The sequence below is a fragment of the Aminobacter sp. MDW-2 genome, assembly GCF_014250155.1.
Classification (GTDB): Bacteria; Pseudomonadota; Alphaproteobacteria; order Rhizobiales; family Rhizobiaceae; genus Aminobacter; species Aminobacter ciceronei.
Window position 1 is genome coordinate 4,724,860 of record NZ_CP060197.1, and the last position, 17,777, is coordinate 4,742,636.

22 protein-coding genes are annotated in these 17,777 nt (G+C 63.6%); 7 read left to right on the forward strand and 15 right to left on the reverse strand.

What is annotated here, in order from left to right; genetic code table 11:
* Positions 1–81: 81 nt before the first annotated feature.
* From H5P29_RS23370 to H5P29_RS23390, 5 genes are all read right to left on the reverse strand, one after another.
* Positions 82–549 carry a molybdenum cofactor biosynthesis protein MoaE gene (locus tag H5P29_RS23370; RefSeq protein ID WP_154385106.1) on the reverse strand — a complete coding sequence of 156 codons (468 nt, stop codon included), beginning with the start codon at positions 547–549 and terminating at the stop codon, positions 82–84.
* A gap of 4 nt (positions 550–553) precedes the next feature.
* On the reverse strand, positions 554–808 hold the full coding sequence (gene moaD / locus H5P29_RS23375) for a molybdopterin converting factor subunit 1 (RefSeq protein ID WP_154385105.1): 255 nt from the start codon (positions 806–808) through the stop codon (positions 554–556).
* A 4-nt stretch (positions 809–812) separates the two neighbouring features.
* The gene (pgsA, locus tag H5P29_RS23380) at positions 813–1,409 is read right to left on the reverse strand and encodes a CDP-diacylglycerol--glycerol-3-phosphate 3-phosphatidyltransferase (protein ID WP_154385104.1); all 597 of its coding nucleotides are present in this window, start codon (positions 1,407–1,409) and stop codon (positions 813–815) included.
* 105 nt (positions 1,410–1,514) lie between these two features.
* Positions 1,515–3,599 (reverse strand): excinuclease ABC subunit UvrC, encoded by a 2,085-nt coding sequence (gene uvrC / locus H5P29_RS23385; RefSeq protein ID WP_154385103.1) that lies wholly within the window; start codon positions 3,597–3,599, stop codon positions 1,515–1,517.
* A complete protein-coding gene (locus H5P29_RS23390; protein ID WP_154385102.1) occupies positions 3,596–4,360 on the reverse strand; it encodes an SDR family oxidoreductase in 765 nt (254 codons plus the stop codon). Before H5P29_RS23390 ends, uvrC begins: the two co-directional genes overlap by 4 nt.
* A 415-nt stretch (positions 4,361–4,775) precedes the next feature.
* Between H5P29_RS23390 and H5P29_RS23395 the strand changes: the two genes are divergently transcribed.
* On the forward strand, positions 4,776–5,435 hold the full coding sequence (locus H5P29_RS23395) for an outer membrane protein (protein ID WP_067964021.1): 660 nt from the start codon (positions 4,776–4,778) through the stop codon (positions 5,433–5,435).
* A 316-nt stretch (positions 5,436–5,751) separates the two neighbouring features.
* Here H5P29_RS23395 and H5P29_RS23400 read toward each other — a convergent pair whose 3' ends face one another.
* A complete protein-coding gene (locus H5P29_RS23400) occupies positions 5,752–6,129 on the reverse strand; it encodes a hypothetical protein (protein WP_185910178.1) in 378 nt (125 codons plus the stop codon).
* 90 nt (positions 6,130–6,219) lie between these two features.
* Here H5P29_RS23400 and H5P29_RS23405 point away from each other — a divergent pair, with 90 nt between their 5' ends.
* From H5P29_RS23405 to H5P29_RS23420, 4 genes are read left to right on the forward strand one after another with little or no spacing between them, the layout of a single operon-like run.
* Complete coding sequence (locus H5P29_RS23405; RefSeq protein ID WP_154385101.1) at positions 6,220–6,720, forward strand: hypothetical protein; 501 nt, start codon at positions 6,220–6,222, stop codon at positions 6,718–6,720.
* 42 nt (positions 6,721–6,762) lie between these two features.
* Entirely contained in the window at positions 6,763–7,758 is a 996-nt protein-coding gene (locus tag H5P29_RS23410; RefSeq protein WP_154385100.1) for a hypothetical protein, read from the forward strand.
* A 38-nt stretch (positions 7,759–7,796) separates the two neighbouring features.
* Entirely contained in the window at positions 7,797–8,237 is a 441-nt protein-coding gene (locus tag H5P29_RS23415) for a hypothetical protein (RefSeq protein ID WP_154385099.1), read from the forward strand.
* Between the two features lie 27 nt (positions 8,238–8,264).
* Entirely contained in the window at positions 8,265–8,513 is a 249-nt protein-coding gene (locus H5P29_RS23420; protein WP_154385098.1) for a hypothetical protein, read from the forward strand.
* A gap of 101 nt (positions 8,514–8,614) precedes the next feature.
* On the opposite strand, the gene H5P29_RS23425 is transcribed toward H5P29_RS23420, so the two are convergent.
* Positions 8,615–9,349, reverse strand: a complete 735-nt coding sequence (locus H5P29_RS23425; protein ID WP_067964035.1) for an FkbM family methyltransferase — start codon at positions 9,347–9,349, stop codon at positions 8,615–8,617.
* A gap of 506 nt (positions 9,350–9,855) precedes the next feature.
* Between H5P29_RS23425 and H5P29_RS23430 the strand changes: the two genes are divergently transcribed.
* Positions 9,856–10,731 carry an alpha-1,2-fucosyltransferase gene (locus tag H5P29_RS23430; RefSeq protein ID WP_185910179.1) on the forward strand — a complete coding sequence of 292 codons (876 nt, stop codon included), beginning with the start codon at positions 9,856–9,858 and terminating at the stop codon, positions 10,729–10,731.
* 50 nt (positions 10,732–10,781) lie between these two features.
* Here H5P29_RS23430 and H5P29_RS23435 read toward each other — a convergent pair whose 3' ends face one another.
* From H5P29_RS23435 to H5P29_RS23460, 6 genes are all read right to left on the reverse strand, one after another.
* Entirely contained in the window at positions 10,782–11,381 is a 600-nt protein-coding gene (locus tag H5P29_RS23435; RefSeq protein ID WP_154385095.1) for a glutathione S-transferase family protein, read from the reverse strand.
* A gap of 79 nt (positions 11,382–11,460) precedes the next feature.
* Positions 11,461–12,240, reverse strand: coding sequence for a ribonuclease T2 (locus tag H5P29_RS23440; protein WP_154385094.1), 780 nt, complete (start codon positions 12,238–12,240; stop codon positions 11,461–11,463).
* A 16-nt stretch (positions 12,241–12,256) separates the two neighbouring features.
* Entirely contained in the window at positions 12,257–12,700 is a 444-nt protein-coding gene (locus H5P29_RS23445; RefSeq protein ID WP_067964040.1) for a hypothetical protein, read from the reverse strand.
* Positions 12,701–12,753: 53 nt separating this feature from the next.
* Positions 12,754–13,614 carry a 23S rRNA (adenine(2030)-N(6))-methyltransferase RlmJ gene (locus H5P29_RS23450; protein WP_154385093.1) on the reverse strand — a complete coding sequence of 287 codons (861 nt, stop codon included), beginning with the start codon at positions 13,612–13,614 and terminating at the stop codon, positions 12,754–12,756.
* Positions 13,611–14,246 (reverse strand): hypothetical protein, encoded by a 636-nt coding sequence (locus H5P29_RS23455; RefSeq protein ID WP_154385092.1) that lies wholly within the window; start codon positions 14,244–14,246, stop codon positions 13,611–13,613. Before H5P29_RS23455 ends, H5P29_RS23450 begins: the two co-directional genes overlap by 4 nt.
* 57 nt (positions 14,247–14,303) lie before the next feature.
* On the reverse strand, positions 14,304–14,984 hold the full coding sequence (locus H5P29_RS23460; RefSeq protein WP_154385091.1) for a TetR/AcrR family transcriptional regulator: 681 nt from the start codon (positions 14,982–14,984) through the stop codon (positions 14,304–14,306).
* 86 nt (positions 14,985–15,070) lie between these two features.
* On the opposite strand from H5P29_RS23460, the gene H5P29_RS23465 reads away from it, so the two are divergent.
* Positions 15,071–15,559: a carboxymuconolactone decarboxylase family protein gene (locus tag H5P29_RS23465; RefSeq protein ID WP_154385090.1), complete on the forward strand. Its 489-nt coding sequence runs from the start codon at positions 15,071–15,073 to the stop codon at positions 15,557–15,559.
* Between the two features lie 43 nt (positions 15,560–15,602).
* Here H5P29_RS23465 and H5P29_RS23470 read toward each other — a convergent pair whose 3' ends face one another.
* Both H5P29_RS23470 and H5P29_RS23475 read right to left on the reverse strand, forming a co-directional pair.
* Positions 15,603–16,052, reverse strand: coding sequence for a DNA polymerase III subunit chi (locus tag H5P29_RS23470; RefSeq protein WP_154385089.1), 450 nt, complete (start codon positions 16,050–16,052; stop codon positions 15,603–15,605).
* 86 nt (positions 16,053–16,138) lie between these two features.
* Positions 16,139–17,647, reverse strand: coding sequence for a leucyl aminopeptidase (locus H5P29_RS23475; protein ID WP_154385088.1), 1,509 nt, complete (start codon positions 17,645–17,647; stop codon positions 16,139–16,141).
* Positions 17,648–17,777 lie beyond the last annotated feature (130 nt).

Consider the following 17,777-nt stretch of genomic DNA (forward strand, 5'->3'; position numbering starts at 1 on the left):
CATCAACCTGGCGTTTCGACAGTGAATAACAGGGAATGAGGTCGTTCCATGGCCGCGACGTGACATCGCGGCCGGCATCGCTCAGGACTTCGCCCAGCGGGCGGCAGCCGCCTCGTCGCTGTCCTTGGCGTCGACCCAGTTGCCCTCGCTGCCGTCGACACGGTGTTCCTTCTTCCAGAATGGGGCGCGCGACTTGAGATAGTCCATCAGGAAATTCGCGGCGTCGAAGGCCGCCTGCCGGTGCCTGGAGGCGGTGACGACCAGCACGATGTTTTCGCCCGGCCTGATCTTGCCGAAGCGGTGGATGGCGGTGATGCCGGCCAGCGGCCAGCGCGCCAGAGCCTCTTGGGCGATGCGGGTGATCTCGGCCTCGGCCATGCCGGGATAATGTTCGAGCTCGAGTGCTGCCAGCGTGCCGGCTTCGTCGCGGCAGAGGCCGCTGAAGGTGACGACGGCACCGACATCCGCCCTGCCCGCCGATATCCGCGCGATCTCGGCGGCGACGTCGAAGTCGCCGGCCTGGATGCGCACCACAGGCACGACGCTCATTGGGTCAGCCGCCCGTCATCGGCGGAAACAGCGCGATCTCGCGCGCGCGGCCGATCTCTTCGCGGTGATCGACATGTTCTTGGTTGATCGCGACGCGGATCACTTCGGGATGCTGCAAAGCACTTTCGAACTCTTCGCCGCGCGACTTGAGCCACAACAACAGGTCGCGGACCGTCTTGACCTCGGTCGGCAGCTCGACCTCTTCCTCGGCCTTGCCGATCCGCTCGCGCACCCAGGCGAAATAGATGAGCTTGGTCATGATCTCACTCGTCCATGATGTGCTTCAGGCCGGCACGGAAATAGTCATAGCCGGTATAGAGTGTGACGAGGGCGGCGATCCACAGCAGCACCAGACCGATCTGGGTGGTCAGCGGAAAGATCTTGTCGCCGGCCGGGCCGGCCAGCAGGAAGGCGATGGCCACCATCTGGATCGCCGTCTTCCACTTGGCCAGCTGGGTCACCGGCACGCTGACCTTGAGTGCGGCAAGGTATTCGCGCAGGCCCGAGACCAGGATTTCGCGGCACAGGATGATGATCGCCGCCCACAGCGACCAGCCGGCGATGCCGCCGCGATTGTCGGTGTCGGCGGCGAGCAAAAGCAGGCAGGTGGCGACAAGCAGCTTGTCGGCGATCGGGTCGAGCATGCGGCCGATGTTGGAGGTCTGCTTCCAGGCGCGGGCCAGATAGCCGTCGAGATAGTCGGTGATGCTGGCGATGACGAAGATCGCCAGCGCGCTCCAGCGGGCGAAGTCGGACGATTGCAGCCGGCCTTCGAGGAAGAAGCAGAGCACGACCATCGGCACGGCAAGAATGCGGGCATAGGTCAGCATGTTGGGCAGATTGAATGCGCGCTGGGCCATGGTTTCTTATGCTCTTTCGTCTGCCGTAGTGAAATCAGAAGGCGGGCTTGGGGGTCAACTGTCTAGAGATAGCCCGGGCAGGCGCCGGACGACAATTCCCGTTGATCACCCATTATCGTGAAAATGGTTGTAAACAAGGCGCGCGATGGATTCCGAGATGCCTTCGACGGCCATCAGGTCGTCGACGGCCGCCCGGCTGACCGCCTTGGCGGTGCCGAAGGCCAACAGCAGCGCGCGCTTGCGGCTCGGGCCGATGCCGCCGATCTCGTCGAGCGGGTTCTTGACCATTTCCTTCTTGCGCCGCGCCCGGTGCGAACCGATGGCGAAGCGGTGCGCCTCGTCGCGCAGGCGCTGGACGAAATAGAGCACGGGGTCGCGCACCGGCAGCGAGAACGACTCCTTGCCCCTGACGAAGAAACGCTCACGTCCGGCCTCGCGGTCCTGGCCCTTGGCGACGCCGATCGCCACCACGCGGTCCTCGATGCCGAGCTCGGCCAGCATGGCACGCACCGCCGTCATCTGGCCCTGGCCGCCGTCGATCAGGATGACGTCGGGCCAGGCCGGAAACGCGCCCGTATCCTCGATACCCGCATCCTGATCCATGGCGGCCTCGTCCGCCCCTGGCTGGTCGCCGCCATGCTCCTTGAGCAGCCGCGAAAAGCGCCGCGTCATCACCTCGCGCATCATGCCGAAATCGTCGCCGGGGGTGATGTCGGTCGAGCGGATGTTGAACTTGCGGTACTGGTTCTTGACGAAGCCTTCGGGGCCGGCGACCACCATGCCGCCGACGGCATTGGTGCCCATGATGTGCGAGTTGTCGTAGACCTCGATGCGCACCGGCGGCTTGTCCAGCCCGAAGGTCTGGGCAAAACCTTCGAGCAGCCGTGCCTGGGTCGAGGTTTCCGCCAGCCGGCGGCCGAGCGCCTCGCGGGCGTTCTGCACGGCATGGTCGACGATGTCCTTCTTTTCGCCGCGCTGCGGCACCGAGATCGCCACCTTGTGGCCGGCGCGGGTCGACAGCGCCTCGGCCAGCAGTTCCTGCTCCTCGACGGCATGCGACAGAAGGATCGCCCGCGGCGACGGCTTGTCGTCATAGAACTGGGCCAGGAACGAGCCGAGCACCTCGGCCGCCTCCAGCGACGGGTCGGCCTTGGGGAAATAGGCGCGGTTGCCCCAGTTCTGGCCGGTGCGGAAGAAGAACACCTGGATGCCGGTCTGGCCGCCTTCCTGGTGGATGGCAAAGACGTCGGCCTCGTCGATGGTCTGCGGGTTGATGCCCTGGTGGCTCTGGACATGCGAAAGTGCTGCCAGGCGGTCGCGATAGATGGCGGCGCGCTCGAAATCGAGATCTTCGGCCGCCTGCTGCATCTGGCCGGAAATCTCCGTCTTCACCTTCTGGCTGCGGCCGGAGAGGAAGTCCTTGGCCTCCTGCACCAGCTCGTCATAGCCCTCGCGCGAAATCTCGCCGGTGCAGGGTCCGGCGCAGCGCTTGATCTGGAACAGCAGGCACGGCCGCGTGCGGTTGTCGAAGAAGCTGTCGGTGCAGCTGCGCAACAGGAAGGCGCGCTGCAGCGAGTTGATGGTGCGGCCGACCGCCTGGGCCGAGGCGAACGGGCCGAAATAGTCGCCGCCCTTGCGCGAGCGCGCGCCGCGATGCTTGTAGATGCCGGGCGCCGTGTGGTCGCTGGTCAGCATGATGTAGGGAAACGACTTGTCGTCGCGCATCAGGACGTTGAAGCGTGGCCTCAGGCGCTTGATCAGGTTTGCTTCGAGCAGCAGCGCCTCGATCTCGGTGCGGGTGACGACGAACTCCATCGTCGCCGTCTCGCGCACCATCTTGCCGATGCGGTTGGTGTGGAAGCGCCCCTGCGCGTAGTTGGTGACGCGCTTCTTCAGGCTGCGCGCCTTGCCGACATAGAGCACGTCGCCCGCGGCATTCATCATGCGGTAGACGCCGGGCGCATTGGGCAGCCGCTTGACCAGCGTCTGGATTACCTCGGCGCCGACCATGCCGTCGGCATCGCCGGCATGCGCGGTCCAGTCTATGGCGGTGAAAGGCAGGTCCGGACCGGAGGCTGCGACGATCTCTTCCGCCGCCTCGTCGTCATCGAGCTCGGCTTCGGGCATGTCTTCGGCAGCCTTGCCGCCCTTGCGGAGGCTTGTGCCGGTATCGGAATGACGTGGACTCATTCCACCATGCCTGTCACGTCAGGCGTCTGCCAGGCAAGATGCTGGCCGCCGTCCAGCGCGATCATCTGGCCGGTTATCGAGCGCGACTGCCAGAGATAGCGGATGGTGGCGCCGAACTCGCCGAGGGCGGGACCGTGCTTGAGGATCAGCCCGTCGAGCTGGGCGGCGAAGGCTGCCGCATCCTGGCGCGCGCTCGGCAGCGTCGGGCCGGGGCCGATGGCATTGACGCGAATCCTGGGCGCCAGCGCCTGCGCCATCGTCCTGGTCGCCGCCCACATCGCCGCCTTCGACAGCGAATAGGAGAAATAATGCGGTGTCGGCTTGAGCACGCGCTGGTCGATCATGTTGACGATCAGGCCGTCCGTCCCCTCGGGCAAAGCGGCGGCGAAGTTCTTGGCCAGCAGCGCCGGCGTCTTCACATGCAGGGCGAAATGCCTGTCCCACACCTCCCAGTCGAAATCGGTCACCGAATCGACCTCGAACACCGAGGCATTGTTGACCAGAAGCGAGATCGGGCCGAGCGCTGCCGCGGCATCGGCGACAAGCCCGTCGACATCGGCCATGTCGGCGAGGTCGCATTGCACGACGGCGGCGCGGCCGCCGCCAGCATTGATAGTGGCGGCGAGATCGTCGGCGGCCTTACGCGCGTGGTTGCAATGGATGGCGACGCCGAAGCCATGCGCGGCAAGGTCTTCGACGATGGCGCGGCCGATGCGCTTGGCCCCACCCGTCACCAGCACATTGCCCGCCATCTCAGCCATCCCAGTCCTCTTATGCTGTCTGCCAGCTTCCGCGCGGGCAGCTTTCGGCTACCCCTTGGTAACCTCTGTAAAAAGCCGTTCATCGATCCGGCGGCAATGTGGCGAATGCCCGGGATACCGCCTCAAATCATGCCCGCGAAGCAGGCTTGCATGCGAGATATAGAACGGCCAACGCCTTGTACCAAGCGGCTTCAGGCAGAGGACTGGCAAAGCTCCTGACACGGCTGTTGCAGCGATGCAACGTCACGCTTCAGCCTCATTTGCGCCGGGCAATCACCCAACTTCAGGTTCGGTTCAGCCGCATTTCGACCCGACATTCGGAACCGTTCGGCGCCCAGCCCGTTTCTCCCCCCGGACGGGCTAGGGGCGCCAGTTGAAAAAGAGCCAGTGTATCGTTGGCTTAAGGAGTAAAACAATGACTGCCATTCTCAAGCACGCTCGTCCGCTCGCTGCGGCGTTCGGCCTGGTCGCGCTGGCTTCGATGCCTTCGTTCGCTGCCGACGTCGTCATGGAAGAGCCGCCGGCACCTGCCGCGCCGATGGAACAGCCCCCGCTCAACACCTGGTCCGGCCCCTATGCCGGTGTGACGCTCGGCTACGGCTTCAGCGGTGAAGCCGACGCTGCCGGCAACAAGATCAGCACCAGCGGCTTCCTCGGCGGTGCGTTCGCCGGTTACAACTACCAGATGGACAACTTCGTCCTCGGCGCCGAAGGCGACCTCGGCTACAGCGGCGTCGAAGGCGACAATGCCGGCACCTCGGTCAAGAACGGCTTCGAAGGCTCGCTGCGCGCCCGTCTCGGCTATGTCGTGACCCCTGACATCCTGCTCTATGCCACCGCCGGTGGTGCTGGCGCACAGGTCAAGGCAACGCAGGGCGGCATCGAAGACAAGAACACCATGCTCGGCTGGACCGCCGGCGTCGGCACCGACGTCAAGCTCACCGAGCAGGTCTTCGGCCGCGTCGAGTACCGCTACACCGACCTCGGCACCGACACCTTCGCGCTGGGCGCAGGCAACACCGAGATCTCGAACAAGGATCACCGCATCCAGTTCGGCGTCGGTATGAAGTTCTGATCTCCAGAGATCAGCACACACGAAAAAGCCGGGCTCACGCCCGGCTTTTTTGTTGGTTTCGGCTTCGAGCGGAATGCTCGTCGGGAGCGCCGGAATGGAGTCGCCGCCTCGCCGATGACATCCTTTAGGGGGCCATGTCGACCGGCACGTTCTGGGGAGGTATTCCAGCTCCCGCGCCGGTCAACTGATAACCTGACCGCATCTCGATCGGCGCCTGGCAATAGTCGTAGCCACCCGATAAGGGCATTGCCCGCAAGCTGGATGACATAGGCGAACAGCGTCTGGCACCGCGCCCTGATGCGCTCAGCATCGCGAGCTACCCGCTCAGCCTCAGCAGCTCGCCGCGCCCTCTTGCCTGATCTGGCGCATCATCGTCGCCGGGTCCGGCAAGCGGGCCGAAGATGCTTTCGAGGTGATCGAGTTCATCACCACTCAGTTTCGCCAGGTCGACTGTCTGGATCGGGCCGCCATTGCGGCCTGTGTGCTGCACGACTGCGAGCTTGGGATGCACATAAGGCGCTGCTGCCCTGGCCATGTCGTCGCGCCTGGTAGCGTCTGCCTTCGGGTTTCGCATCACCTTCAGCATGTAGTCGAGAGGTGTATCGCCACCCTTGGCGATTTCCTTTTCTCGGCGAGCCATGGCCTTGCCTGGAGTGCCTTTCGAGCGTCCACCAGTCTTCTTGCCGACTGCCATCTATCCTGCTCTACTTTTTGTCTATTTTAGAAGGGGGTTGGGATGGGCCTATTATCGTGGCTGTTTGGCGCCGCTGCTCCGATTTGGGCAGTGTCCGACAGCGGCAATCCGGCTATCGTTGTTGGAAACCATCGGCTGACTCTCTTCGCGCAGGACGCTGGCTTCAAGTTCTGCGTTGCTAGGGCAGACCGGGACGACCGCGAACCGTATTTCTCCGACGTCTACCAGACTGCCGATCAAGCCAAGGATTGCGCGCTAGCATACCTAAATAATCGACCGTCACCTCATGTATCGATGACCGAGAACTGGCGGGAGCAGCGGTCAGTTCGCGCTCGCCAGCACCTCGCAGATACCACCTCCCGATTGATTGAGCTGGCCCAAGATGCAACCGGGGCCAAGAATGTCACCGCGCTGAGGAAGGTTGAGGCCAAGGCGGCATCGACTGCGAAGTCCATGCGGTTGGCGATCGACCGTGCACTGCACGATCGGCTCTCCGATTCTGACATCATCAATGCGGAAGGTCTGCGCGATCAAGCGGATCGGTTACTTGCGGCCATTCAAAAGCGAATTGCCGAACTCAAGTCCGGCTAACTTGATAGACTTCTGGTCTGATTTTTCTCGAAGGGGGCCGCAATGACGAAAAAACGATACATCGATGCGGTTCGAGAAGGTGCAGCCAGGATGTCGGTCGGCGGGACCGACGAGGGCGCAGTATCAGGCTTCGTTAAGCTCGGCGGGCGGCTGCTCATCATCAAGGAGCGCGCGGTCTATGAAGTTCTGCTTGCGGATTCAATCGATCCCGAGCGTACAAACCCAGACATTCCGAACGCCCATCAGAGGATCTTATCGATAGGATCGGAAAGTCAGTTGCTGGGGCGTACGCTTCTGACTGCTGATCGTCTCCTTGATCAGCAGTTTTTTCCGCCAACTATCAATTGCGATTCCGCACGGCAATCGGCTTTGGACGTTGCCCTACACCTCGCAGCCATCGCTGACGATGTGGGGAAGTTGGAAGAGGAAACTGTTCGTGCCTTTCAGGGGTTGGCAGGTAACCACGCGAAACATAGCTTTACGCTTCCGTCGATATCTGGGCTCGAAGCTAGGTGCAAAGCCTCGTTCCATCGCGCGCACGATTCCATCAAGTCCTCGATGAATATTGCTCGAGTGTTCTACGGCAAGTCGATCACTCACCCTGACTCTTTGGACGCATACCTGCGTAGCAAAGGTTCCGAACCCGATGAGCTCTTGACTTGGCTAGCCGGCAGCTTGGCCCCGCTTAGCCGTATATGGCAGTGGCGAAACGCAGTTGTGCATCCCAAAGACAACGAGAAAATGCTGGTTAGTGACTTCCGGTTGATGCCCTCAGGTCAATTTGCTCCACCTTCAATCGAGATAAGGCACCCCACGGTGCCCCAAACTTCGACTCCAGCTTCGAACTTACTCAGAGACGTACTGGACGAGGTTAGCGCCTCATTTGAAGGACTTCTTGCCTTTCTCTGCGCCAGCAATGCCCAGTTCGGGAAATTTCAACTAGCCATCAGCGTCTTGCCTGCGGATCGCCGCAAATACCCTCATGCGCGATACGCATATTTTACAAACCTAGGCGATCAGTTCGCCCCAATCGGCTAGTCCCCAATCGCTCGACAGGTGCAGAGAGTGATGGGAGGATGCGCGCCTCAATGGGAGGGGGCGATGGACATACCAGGCACGCTAAGCGCAATCACAGCCGCACTCAGTGTGCCAAGGAACTCCGCGACATCGACAACCAGTTCGACAAAGCGGAGCTCAAACTCAAGATTGCCGATCTCAGCTCGGCCCTAGCTGACGCTAAGCACGGCATTCTTGATGCCGGCGATTTGGTAAAGGCAAAGGATCAGGAGATCGAGGCACTCAAAGAGACGCTGCGCTTTAAGGCGGACACCGTTCTGGTCAATGGGTACCGATATCGAAAGAACGATGACGGAGGCGCTGCTGGCCATGCATATTGCACATCCTGTGCTTCTGACGACCGGTGGATCGAGACCATAACCTCGCAAGGTGCCGGCCGACATACGGTGTGCCCACGATGCAAGGCCGATTTTGGCTACATCGAAGAGTACCCGGGATAGTCACCCCGCCCGCTGAACGGGTGCCCTTTGATCCAGAAGTTCAGGGAGGTGCCGGGGCTTGGCATCGGCAGCGCGCCAGTGATTGGCGTAAGTCACCGAAGATATCTGTCCTGGGTCTGGTTCTGCCTGATTTTCGGACAGTGGGTCACCGCCACTGTTCAACCGAACAAGCTGCTTTCGGTTGAGATCGTTCGCAGTCTGTTGACAAATACGGGTAATAGCCCGGCGAAGCGTTCTGATATTCATGCCCTCGCGACTGGCGAAGTCGTTGATTGACCGGCCACCGCGCACCTTCACCCAGGCCCAAGCGTAGGCACCAAAGACAAGCCGGGCTCGCGCCCGGGCCTTTTTGTTGCTGTTTGGACGCTGCCGGCGGTCTAGCGGCGCGCTTCCCACATGCTGTCGCTGAAGCGGCGGAGGGGGCCGAACAGGCTCTTGCGCAGGAACAGTTGGTCGCCATGGTTCGGCGGGCGCCGGACTTCGATGAAGCCATGCTGCCTGAGGAATTGACGCAGCTCCGGCTGCAGCACGCCGCCGTCATAGAAGCGCTGCAACGACACTTCGACGATCACCGCCTTGGCTTGTGCCAGCAGGCCGGTTGCGCCCTTCAGCACCAGCAGTTCCGCGCCCTGCACGTCGGCGGCCACAAGGTCGGCCTTTTCGAAGCCGTTGACCAGGGCGATGTGATCGAGCGTGTCGGTGCCGACCTCTTCGGAACCGCCGGTTTCGCTGACCTGAGGCCAGGTCTGACGGAACAGATCCGTCGCCGCGAAGATCGAGCTCGACGCCCCCTCATTGCTGAACTGGCGCAGCACGACCTCGTCGCCTGCCTTGTCGGAGGCAAAGGCATTCACCGCGACATGGCGCGTGCCGTGTCCGGTCGGCTTTGCCAGGCGCTCGACGAGTTCCTGGTAGACGTGTGTCGAGGCCTCGACCCACAACACATCGGTCAGCCCGAGCGCCTCGTAAGCATCACGCTCCTCGCCATAATGGGCGCCGACGTGGATCGCCGTCTTCAGCCCGAGGCGCGCGCACAAACCTTCGCGCAGCAGCACCAGCGGCTCCCGCGGCCTTTCGAGAACACCAAACTGGCCGAGTAACTGTCGGAACATTGTTGACCCTGTGCTGGCTGGCGACATTGTAACGCCAGCCTCGACCGCCCATTAGACGAGACATTGCAGGTTGGATACAGCGGTGGCGAGACGGCTGTGCATAAGCATGGTCGGCGGCCCGTGCTTGCGACCCTCGGCGACGCCCCCGTCCTTCGTCATCCCAGGGCGAAGCAGGAGCGCAGCTCCGTCGCGGAGACCCTGGGATCCATGCCGTGACGTTGCAGCGGCGCGCAGGCGGTGTAGGACGTGTGCTCTTCTACACCCTATTTAGCCTTCGTCACCCTCACGGCATGGATCCTCGGGTCAAGCCCGAGGATGACGAAAAGAGGAGGCCGTTCGCGGCAACCGAAGCGGAGGGGCCGCTCGCGGCAAGGACCATCGCGACGCCCCCACCCCTTCGTCATCCGAGGGCAAAGCAGGAGTGCAGATCCGTCGCAGCCGCTTCGAATTTGATTTCCGCTGCTGCCGCTGGCACTAAGCGGCATGATTTGCATCGGCCAATACACATGACACGGCACATCGTCAGCACCATCTATGGCGGCCTTGGCAACCAGATGTTCCAGTTCGCCATGGGCCGCGCCATGGCGCTGCGCAGCCGGAGCGCGCTTGTGCTCGACACCAGGTGGTTCGACAGCTCGCCCTCGGTGAGCTTCCGGCTCGGCCATTTCAACATCGGCCCGGCCGTCACCTCAGGCACGCTGCCGCCACGGCGGAAGGACGAGCTGCTGCGTTATTATCTCTGGCACGCCGCGGGACGCTTCCCTGAGCGGGTCAGGGAAAACGGCCTCGGCTTCGATCCGGCGATGCTTTCCCCGCGCAGCAATCTCTGGCTCGACGGCTATTGGCAGTCGCAGCGCTATTTCGCCGATTGCATCGACACCATCGCCAACGATTTCCGCATCGTCACGCCGCCCAGCCCGGAGAACGCCAAACACCTCGCGGCAATCGCCGCCTGTCCGGCGATCTCGCTGCATGTCAGGCGCGGCGACTATCTGTTGCCGGAGAACCAGGCGCTGTTTGCCGCCTGCTCCAAGCAGTATTACGCCAAGGCCGTGGACCAGATGATCGCGACGATGCGGCAAGAGCCCGTCATCTATGTCTTCTCCGACGATCCCAGTTGGGCCCGCGACAACCTCGCCTTCCCTGTCGAGAAACGGGTGATGGGCCATAATGGCCGCGACGCCGACTATGAGGACATGCGCCTGATGAGCGCCTGCCGCCATCACATCATCGCCAACTCAAGCTTTTCCTGGTGGGGCGCCTGGCTCAATCCCTCGCCCGACAAGATCGTCATCGGGCCGGCGGCATGGTTTGCCGATCCCACGGCCAGCAACCCCGACATCTTGCCCGATGGCTGGCTGCCCTTGTCCAATCAAGGCTGAGTGCCGGGCCCGAGCACAAGGGCCGAGCAACCGCGTCCGGCCGCAGGCTCTCAACCTTGCGGGACGATGGCCTTCAGCTCCGGGAATTTTTCGTCGAAGCGGGCGGCCCAGCGCTTGAGGCGCGGGCGGCCCTTTTCCCACTTGCCGGGGAAGCGCAGGTCGAGATAGCCGATCGTCGCCCTGAGCGCGATCTGCCCCGCGGTGATCACCTTGGGCAGCTTCGGCGGATTGGCGTTGAGCAGGTCGAGCGAGCGCGTCACCTTCGACCACTGCTTGTCGATCCAGGGCTGGTGAATGATCTCTTCCGGACGCCCGCGGCGTTCGTAGACGATCGCGAGCAGGCAATCGCAGATGCCGTCGGCCAGCGCTTCCAGGCGTTCGGCATCGAGGCGCTTGTCGGCATTGCGCGGGAACAGCTTGTTGCCGGACAGCCGGTTCAGATATTGGGTGATGACGCGGCTGTCATAGATGCTCTGCCCGTCATCTGTAATCCAGACCGGGATCTTGCCGAGCGGATTGGCGTCGGTCAAAAGCGCCGGCTGCGGGCCGGTCTCGACGGTGACTGTTACAACTGGAATGCCGGCATAAGCGGCCGCCATGCGGACCTTGCTGCTGTAGGGCGAAGCGGGAGAATAGAAAAGTTTCGGCATGGAGGTCCCCTTTTGCGCCGGCGACCATATCAGCACGTGCTGTTCCGGCAACATCCGGCTGCCAGAATCAGGGGCAAAATCAGCGGCCGCGCACCGGCGGCATCACCACCTTGTCGAGCCGGCAGGCGCGGCGGTCGATCTCGGGACAGGGGCGGAAGGCGAGATCCTTGCCCATGCAGATGCGCAGCTCGCGCAGATAGCGCCTGTCGCAGGTCACTGCGACCGCATCGGCCGGCATATCGGGATTGGACTGCAGGAAGGCGCGCTCTGCCTGGCCGGGCGCCAGCGTGCGATAGCTGGCCAGGCTCTTGAATTCCTTTGGAATTTCGATTCTGTCGCGGGCCGCCCGCAAGACCTTGAAATAGTCGTCCTGGCCAAGCCCGCTGCAGGTGCCATGCTTGCGCCATTGATGGCGGATCAGGCCGGCCGAGGGGATCAGGTCGTAGAGGCCGCGCAGCCTGTCGCTTGATACGTCGCTGATGTTTGTCGGGCAGTTCTCGGGATAACCGCGCTCATATTGCGGCCACAGGCCATGCACGACGAAGCCATAGGGGCGGCCGGCGCGGCATTGCTGGCCGTTGGCCTGCTCACCCTCGGCCTCGCAATAGCTCGGCGACCAGGACAGAGCCAGCACATAGAAGTCGAACCCTTGTCCACGCGGGACAGCCGCCTGCTGCGCCCCAGTGGCAGGTTTGTCGGCAGCCCCGGTGGCGGGCTTGCCGGCAGGCGCGGTGACGGGCTTGTCGGCAGCCCCAGTTTCAGACTTGTCGGCGGGTTGCGACTGCTCGGCCGGCGCACAGGCGGCCAGCAAGGCAAAGGCCGCAGCTGTCAGCGCGGCCTTTACGAAATTGCGGATCATGTCAGCCCGGCTCGCCTCAGCGCAGGACGCGGCAGCGGCCGTTATAGACGTACCAGCGGTCAAAGCCCGAGACGCAGAACTCGACATTGTCGCCGATCGAGGCAAAACCCATGCCTTCCTCGATCAGGTACCAGATGTCGCGGTCAGCACCGTCGGACAGAACCACTGTCGCGCCGCAATAGCGGCGGCCGATCGGATGGTTCTCGTCGGCCGGCTCGTAGCGATGCTCGTGGATGCGCTGGAAGTCGGTGATGGCAACCTGCGGCAGGTTCGGCACGTGGCGGACCTGGTAGCTGAAGCGGCTGGTGATGCGGTTGAGCACGGCAGCGTTGCCGCAGATGCCCGGATCGGAATAGTCGGCGCCGACGGAGAGGTCGGCTGCCTGGGCGGAGCCCGCGCCCGACAGGGCCGTTCCGAGGCCGATCATGGCGGCAAAGATGGTACTGGCGACGCGACTCATGGTTCCCACTCCAAGGCTTGAGGCGCGCAGTTTGCGGTGTCGCCGCTTCGCGGTCAAGAAGCGGCGTCTTCGCCCGCCAGCCACTCGACCGACCAGCGCGCGCCGGGGCCTTCGGCCAGCAGCTTGCCGAGCGCCGGCAGCATGGTGTTGAGCTCGCTTTCGAGCTGGTAAGGCGGGTTGACCACCACCATGCCGGTGCCGTCGAGCCGCGGCTCGGCCGAGGGCGGCCTGATGTAGAACTCGATGTCCATGATCTTGGGGATGCCGGCATCGCCAAGCGCCTCACGGAACGCCGCCACCGCCTTACGGTCCTTGACCGGATACCACAAAGCGAAGATGCCGCCCGGCCAGCGCCGGTGCGCCTTCTTCAGGCCCTCGACCAGCCGCTCGAACTCGCCGCCGATCTCGAAGGGCGGATCGACGAGCACCAGGCCGCGCTTTTCCTTGGGCGGCAGATGCGCGCCGAGCGCCAGCCAGCCGTCGAGCTCGGTGACGCGGGTCTGGAAGTCGCCTTCGAAGTGCTGGGCAAGCGCCCTTGCGTCCTCGGGGTGCAGTTCGATCGCCGACAGGCGGTCCTGCTTGCGCATGAGATGTCGCGCAATGACAGGCGAGCCGGGATAGCGCGAGATGCCGCCCTCTGCGTTGACGGCCCTGACGGCGTCGAGATAGGGCGCCAGCAGAGCTGCGGCGTCAGCGGGCAATCGGGCCTCGATCAGGCGGCCGATGCCGTCATGCCACTCGCCCGTCTTTTCGGCCTCTTCCGATCCGAGGTCGTAGAGCCCGATGCCGGCATGGGTGTCGATGACGCGAAACGCCTTGTCCTTGCGCTTGAGATAGTCGACCAGCCGGGCGAGCACGGCGTGCTTGACCACGTCGGCAAAGTTTCCGGCATGATAGGCGTGGCGATAGTTCATGACCTGTCGGCGTCCCTGCCCCAGCGCGGCGCAGGAGGCGGCGAATTGGGCGGCTGGGAATTGGGATTGTCGGGCCGGCTGTCCTTCTTGCGGCGCAAGGACAACACCAGGCCGACAAAGCCTATGGCCATCAGCGACAGCCCGATCGGTTGCGCCCGCTGGTCGACCTCGAGGCCGCCCGAACGCAAGATGAGATCGACGCGCTGGATCTGGACGTTATCGGCGTCGCCCTGCTCGATGACGAAGCGATAGCTTCCCGGCTGGACCTCGCGGATCAGCCCGGCATCGTCGCGGAACACCGGATCGGGCAGCTGCGGGCTGCGCTCGCGCGGCGTGGTGTCGTAAAAATTCAGCGCCTCGGCGAGCACGGTCTGGCCGCGCGTCGAGGCGGTGATGGTCAAGACGGCACTTGCCGGAGTGACCTGCGGCGGCGCCAGCGTGGTCAGATCCACCAGCACACGCACCGGCGCATCGCTCGACGCCAGCGCGACCTCGACCGGGCGATACCCCCCTGACCGGTCATAGGCGCGGTAGGTGCCGATCTCGCGGCCGGCAAAATTGGTCGCCGCCCAGGGATAGAGGATGCCGAGACCGGTGCCGGCAAGCAGGATGATCAGAAACAGGAACCGCATGTCGCTCGTTACTCTGGACCGAAACAGCAATCGCCCCGACCGGACGATTTTTTCGTACTACGGCTTTTGCGGCGTGGCGGAAAGGGTCGCCCGGCCATGCGAGGCAACTTCCCGCTCCATCTCGTCGAGCAGCATGTCGAGCCCGAGGTCGAAGGTCTTGTCGAACTCGGCCACTGTAAAGAATGCGCCGGCCGCAGCGACATTGGGATAGTCGCGCCGCATTTGCGCGTCGTCGACGGTGGTCACCGCCGAGGCGCCCCTGGCGTAGCCTGCCGTCTCGTCGAGGATCGCCCCCATCAGGTAATAACCGACCGCGCGGAACAGCCGGGCGGCGCGCTCCTTGCCGAAGCCGCCATCCTCGAACACGCCGAGCACGCCGTCGAGCCAGGCCAGGCATTTGGGCGAATTCATGCGGTAGGTGACGAGGAACGGCGCGAAGGCCGGATGGGCGCGGCCGATGGCGCGGAAATCGCCCATGACAGCCCGTGCCCGCTGCCGCCAGGGCAGTTCACGCGGCGGGATCTGCAACTCGCCGACCAGCCTTTCGACCATCGCCTCGAACAGATGCGCCTGCGAGGCATAGTGATGGTAGATGCTCATCGCCTCGCAACCGAGCGCCTGCGCCAGCTTGCGCATCGAAAAGCCGGCCAGGCCCTCGCGCTCGATGACCGCGAAAGCGGCCTGCTCGATCATGTCGCGCGACAGCTTCGCTCGCTTTTTGTTGATCGCCCTGTCCATCCGCTCGCCTTGACAACTTACACTGTAAGGATCATCAATTCGCTTACCTTACACCGTAAGGGAAAAATGATCCAGAGGAGGAAGTCATGCCCGCATATGCATCCATCTTCGCCTCGTTCCGCCGCTCGATGACGGTCCTGGCCGGTACAGCTAGCCTTGCCATCTCGCTTGCCGCAATGCCCCTGCCCGCTGTTGCCGACGACTATGACGCGACAGTCAAGGACATCCAGAAGACGATGGGCACAGTGCCCGCCTTCATCAACCAGTTCCCGAGGGCGGGCCTGCCCGGCGCCTGGGCGGAGCTGAAGGCCATCGAGCTCAGCGACAAGACCGCCCTGCCGCCGAAGACCAAAGCGCTGATCTCGCTTGCCGTCGCCGCCCAGATCCCCTGCAGCTACTGCATCTGGGCCGACACCGAGAGCGCCAAACAGGCGGGTGCTTCGCCGGAAGAGATCCAGGAAGCCGTCGCCATGGCGGCGCTGACGCGCCACTGGAGCACCATCTTCAACGGCATGCAGGTCGATTTCGAGACCTTCAAGAAGGATCTTGGCGGCGAGATGAGCGCTGCCAAGTAGAAAGACGCGCTCGCGGCGCGGCGACCTCTCATGCGTCGCGCCGTCAGGCCTTGCGCTCCCAGCGCTTGTCGGCACCCTGCTGCCAGTAGGTCACCGTGTGACCGGCTGTTTTCATCGTCTTCCAGTGTTCCCTCGCCCCTTCGAGCTGGGCCGCATCATGGCCGTCGAACAGGAACACCGCCCGCTGGTAGGGCGAAATGTCGGGCGGCGCAGCACCATCGACGAGGAACCGGATCTCGGCGGCGTTGGCATTGGCTTCCGTCACCGTCAGCACCACCGGCTGGTCGGCGACATGCGCCTCGCGGTCGCTGCCATGGGCGAGGAAGGAATCGTCGCGGAACGTCCACAGATGCTGGTCGAGCGCGTCGCGGCGCTCTTCGCTGCCACACTGCACCACCGCCTTCCAGCCGCGCTGCAGACTGCGCTCGAGCAGGCCCGGCAAGGCATCCTCGAGCGTCGATTCGGTCAGGTGGTAGAAAAGGACTTCAGCCATGAGGCAATGCTATGCCCCAATTCCAGTCGCGGGTGAAGCTTCCCAGGCAACCGCGCTGACGAGGCGCGGTTGCCTGGGCTTCAGCCTTAGCCTTCGTAGTGATCGCGCACCAGCCTGTCGAGCAGCCGCACGCCGTAGCCTGAACCCCAGGACTGGTTGATCTCGCTGGTCGGCGAGCCCATGGCGGTGCCGGCGATGTCGAGATGCGCCCAGGGCGTGTCCTTGACGAAGCGCTGCAGGAACTGCGCGGCGGTGATCGAGCCGCCATAACGGCCGCCGATGTTCTTCATGTCGGCAGTCTTGGAATCGATCAGCTTGTCGTAGTCCGAGCCGAGCGGCATGCGCCACAATTTCTCCTGCGTCGCCGTGCCCGCGGCGGTCAGGCGCTCGGCGAGCTCGTCATTGTTGGAGAACAGGCCGGCATGGCTCTGGCCGAGCGCCACCATGATCGCCCCGGTCAGGGTTGCCAGATTGACCATGAATTTCGGCTCGAAGCGCTGGTTGCAGTACCACAGCGCATCGGCCAGCACGAGGCGGCCTTCGGCGTCGGTGTTGAGCACTTCGATGGTCTGGCCCGACATCGAGGTGACGATGTCGCCCGGACGCTGGGCATTGCCGTCGACCATGTTCTCGACAATGCCGATGATGCCGACGACATTGACCTTGGCCTTGCGTGCGGCGAGCGCCTGCATCAGGCCGGTGACGGCGGCAGCACCGCCCATGTCGCCCTTCATGTCTTCCATGCCGGCGGCCGGCTTGATCGATATGCCGCCCGAATCGAATGTCACGCCCTTGCCGACGAAAGCTATCGGCTTGTCCTTGGCCTTGCCGCCGTTCCACTGCATGACAGCCAGACGCGGCGGACGCACCGAACCCTGGGCGACGCCGAGCAGCGAGCCCATGCCGAGCTTCTTCATCTCCTTCTCGGTCAGGATCTCGACCTTGACGCCGAGCTTTTCGAGTTCCTTGGCCTGGGCGGCGAACTCGACCGGGCCGAGGATGTTGGCCGGCTCGTTGACCAGGTCGCGGGCGAGCAGCACGCCGCCGACGACGGCCTCGGCGTCGGCAAAGGCCTTCTTGGCGGCAGCCGGATCGGCGCAATGGATGGTGATCCGGGCCGGCTTCCTGTCCTCGGCCTTGCCGTCGCCCCCTTTGTCACCATTGTCCTTCTTGGTCTTGTATTTGTCGAAGCTGTAGCTCCTGAGCAGGATGCCCGAAGCAATGCCCGCCGCGGCCGCGCCATCGGCATCGACATCAGGAATGTCGAGGATCACGGCCACTTCGGTTGCCTTGCGCAGCTGTGCTGCGACCACGCCGCCGAGCTTCAGCCAGGCATAGTCGTCGAGCGAAGACGCCTTGCCCGTACCGATCGCGACGAGACGGTCGACCGCGGTGCCTTCGGGCGCCAGCACTTCGACGACGCCGGCGAATTTGCCTTTGAAATCAGCGACGGGAAAAGCACGATCGAGCGCCTTGGCCGGATCGTTGGCACGCGCCGCATCGCTCAGCCCGCCCTCGTCTGCGGAAAAGACGATGACGGTGCCCTTCTTGGGCGTGCCCGGCCTGGCAAAACTGATCGACGGCTTAGAAGTCATGATATCCCGCTTTCGGATCCCGTTCAGATGGTGCGCGACATTTCGTCGTTTTCGCCGGTTTGGCAAGCCTCCCGTCATGTTGGCCCGATATGATTAAAGCTGAAAATTGTTCGGAAACCTCGTGTTAACC

Coding starts and splice junctions, on each gene's coding strand:
- H5P29_RS23475 (WP_154385088.1), bottom strand. CDS start 17,647: ATGACTTCTAAGCCGTCGATCAGTTTTGCCAGGCCGGGCACGCCCAAG.
- moaD (WP_154385105.1), bottom strand. CDS start 808: ATGACCAAGCTCATCTATTTCGCCTGGGTGCGCGAGCGGATCGGCAAG.
- H5P29_RS23460 (WP_154385091.1), bottom strand. CDS start 14,984: ATGGACAGGGCGATCAACAAAAAGCGAGCGAAGCTGTCGCGCGACATG.
- H5P29_RS23425 (WP_067964035.1), bottom strand. CDS start 9,349: ATGTTCCGACAGTTACTCGGCCAGTTTGGTGTTCTCGAAAGGCCGCGG.
- H5P29_RS23445 (WP_067964040.1), bottom strand. CDS start 12,700: ATGAGTCGCGTCGCCAGTACCATCTTTGCCGCCATGATCGGCCTCGGA.
- H5P29_RS23370 (WP_154385106.1), bottom strand. CDS start 549: ATGAGCGTCGTGCCTGTGGTGCGCATCCAGGCCGGCGACTTCGACGTC.
- H5P29_RS23470 (WP_154385089.1), bottom strand. CDS start 16,052: ATGGCTGAAGTCCTTTTCTACCACCTGACCGAATCGACGCTCGAGGAT.
- H5P29_RS23415 (WP_154385099.1), top strand. CDS start 7,797: ATGCGCGCCTCAATGGGAGGGGGCGATGGACATACCAGGCACGCTAAG.
- H5P29_RS23400 (WP_185910178.1), bottom strand. CDS start 6,129: ATGGCAGTCGGCAAGAAGACTGGTGGACGCTCGAAAGGCACTCCAGGC.
- H5P29_RS23440 (WP_154385094.1), bottom strand. CDS start 12,240: ATGATCCGCAATTTCGTAAAGGCCGCGCTGACAGCTGCGGCCTTTGCC.
- H5P29_RS23455 (WP_154385092.1), bottom strand. CDS start 14,246: ATGCGGTTCCTGTTTCTGATCATCCTGCTTGCCGGCACCGGTCTCGGC.
- pgsA (WP_154385104.1), bottom strand. CDS start 1,409: ATGGCCCAGCGCGCATTCAATCTGCCCAACATGCTGACCTATGCCCGC.
- H5P29_RS23410 (WP_154385100.1), top strand. CDS start 6,763: ATGACGAAAAAACGATACATCGATGCGGTTCGAGAAGGTGCAGCCAGG.
- H5P29_RS23435 (WP_154385095.1), bottom strand. CDS start 11,381: ATGCCGAAACTTTTCTATTCTCCCGCTTCGCCCTACAGCAGCAAGGTC.
- H5P29_RS23465 (WP_154385090.1), top strand. CDS start 15,071: ATGCCCGCATATGCATCCATCTTCGCCTCGTTCCGCCGCTCGATGACG.
- H5P29_RS23430 (WP_185910179.1), top strand. CDS start 9,856: ATGACACGGCACATCGTCAGCACCATCTATGGCGGCCTTGGCAACCAG.
- H5P29_RS23390 (WP_154385102.1), bottom strand. CDS start 4,360: ATGGCTGAGATGGCGGGCAATGTGCTGGTGACGGGTGGGGCCAAGCGC.
- uvrC (WP_154385103.1), bottom strand. CDS start 3,599: ATGAGTCCACGTCATTCCGATACCGGCACAAGCCTCCGCAAGGGCGGC.
- H5P29_RS23395 (WP_067964021.1), top strand. CDS start 4,776: ATGACTGCCATTCTCAAGCACGCTCGTCCGCTCGCTGCGGCGTTCGGC.
- H5P29_RS23450 (WP_154385093.1), bottom strand. CDS start 13,614: ATGAACTATCGCCACGCCTATCATGCCGGAAACTTTGCCGACGTGGTC.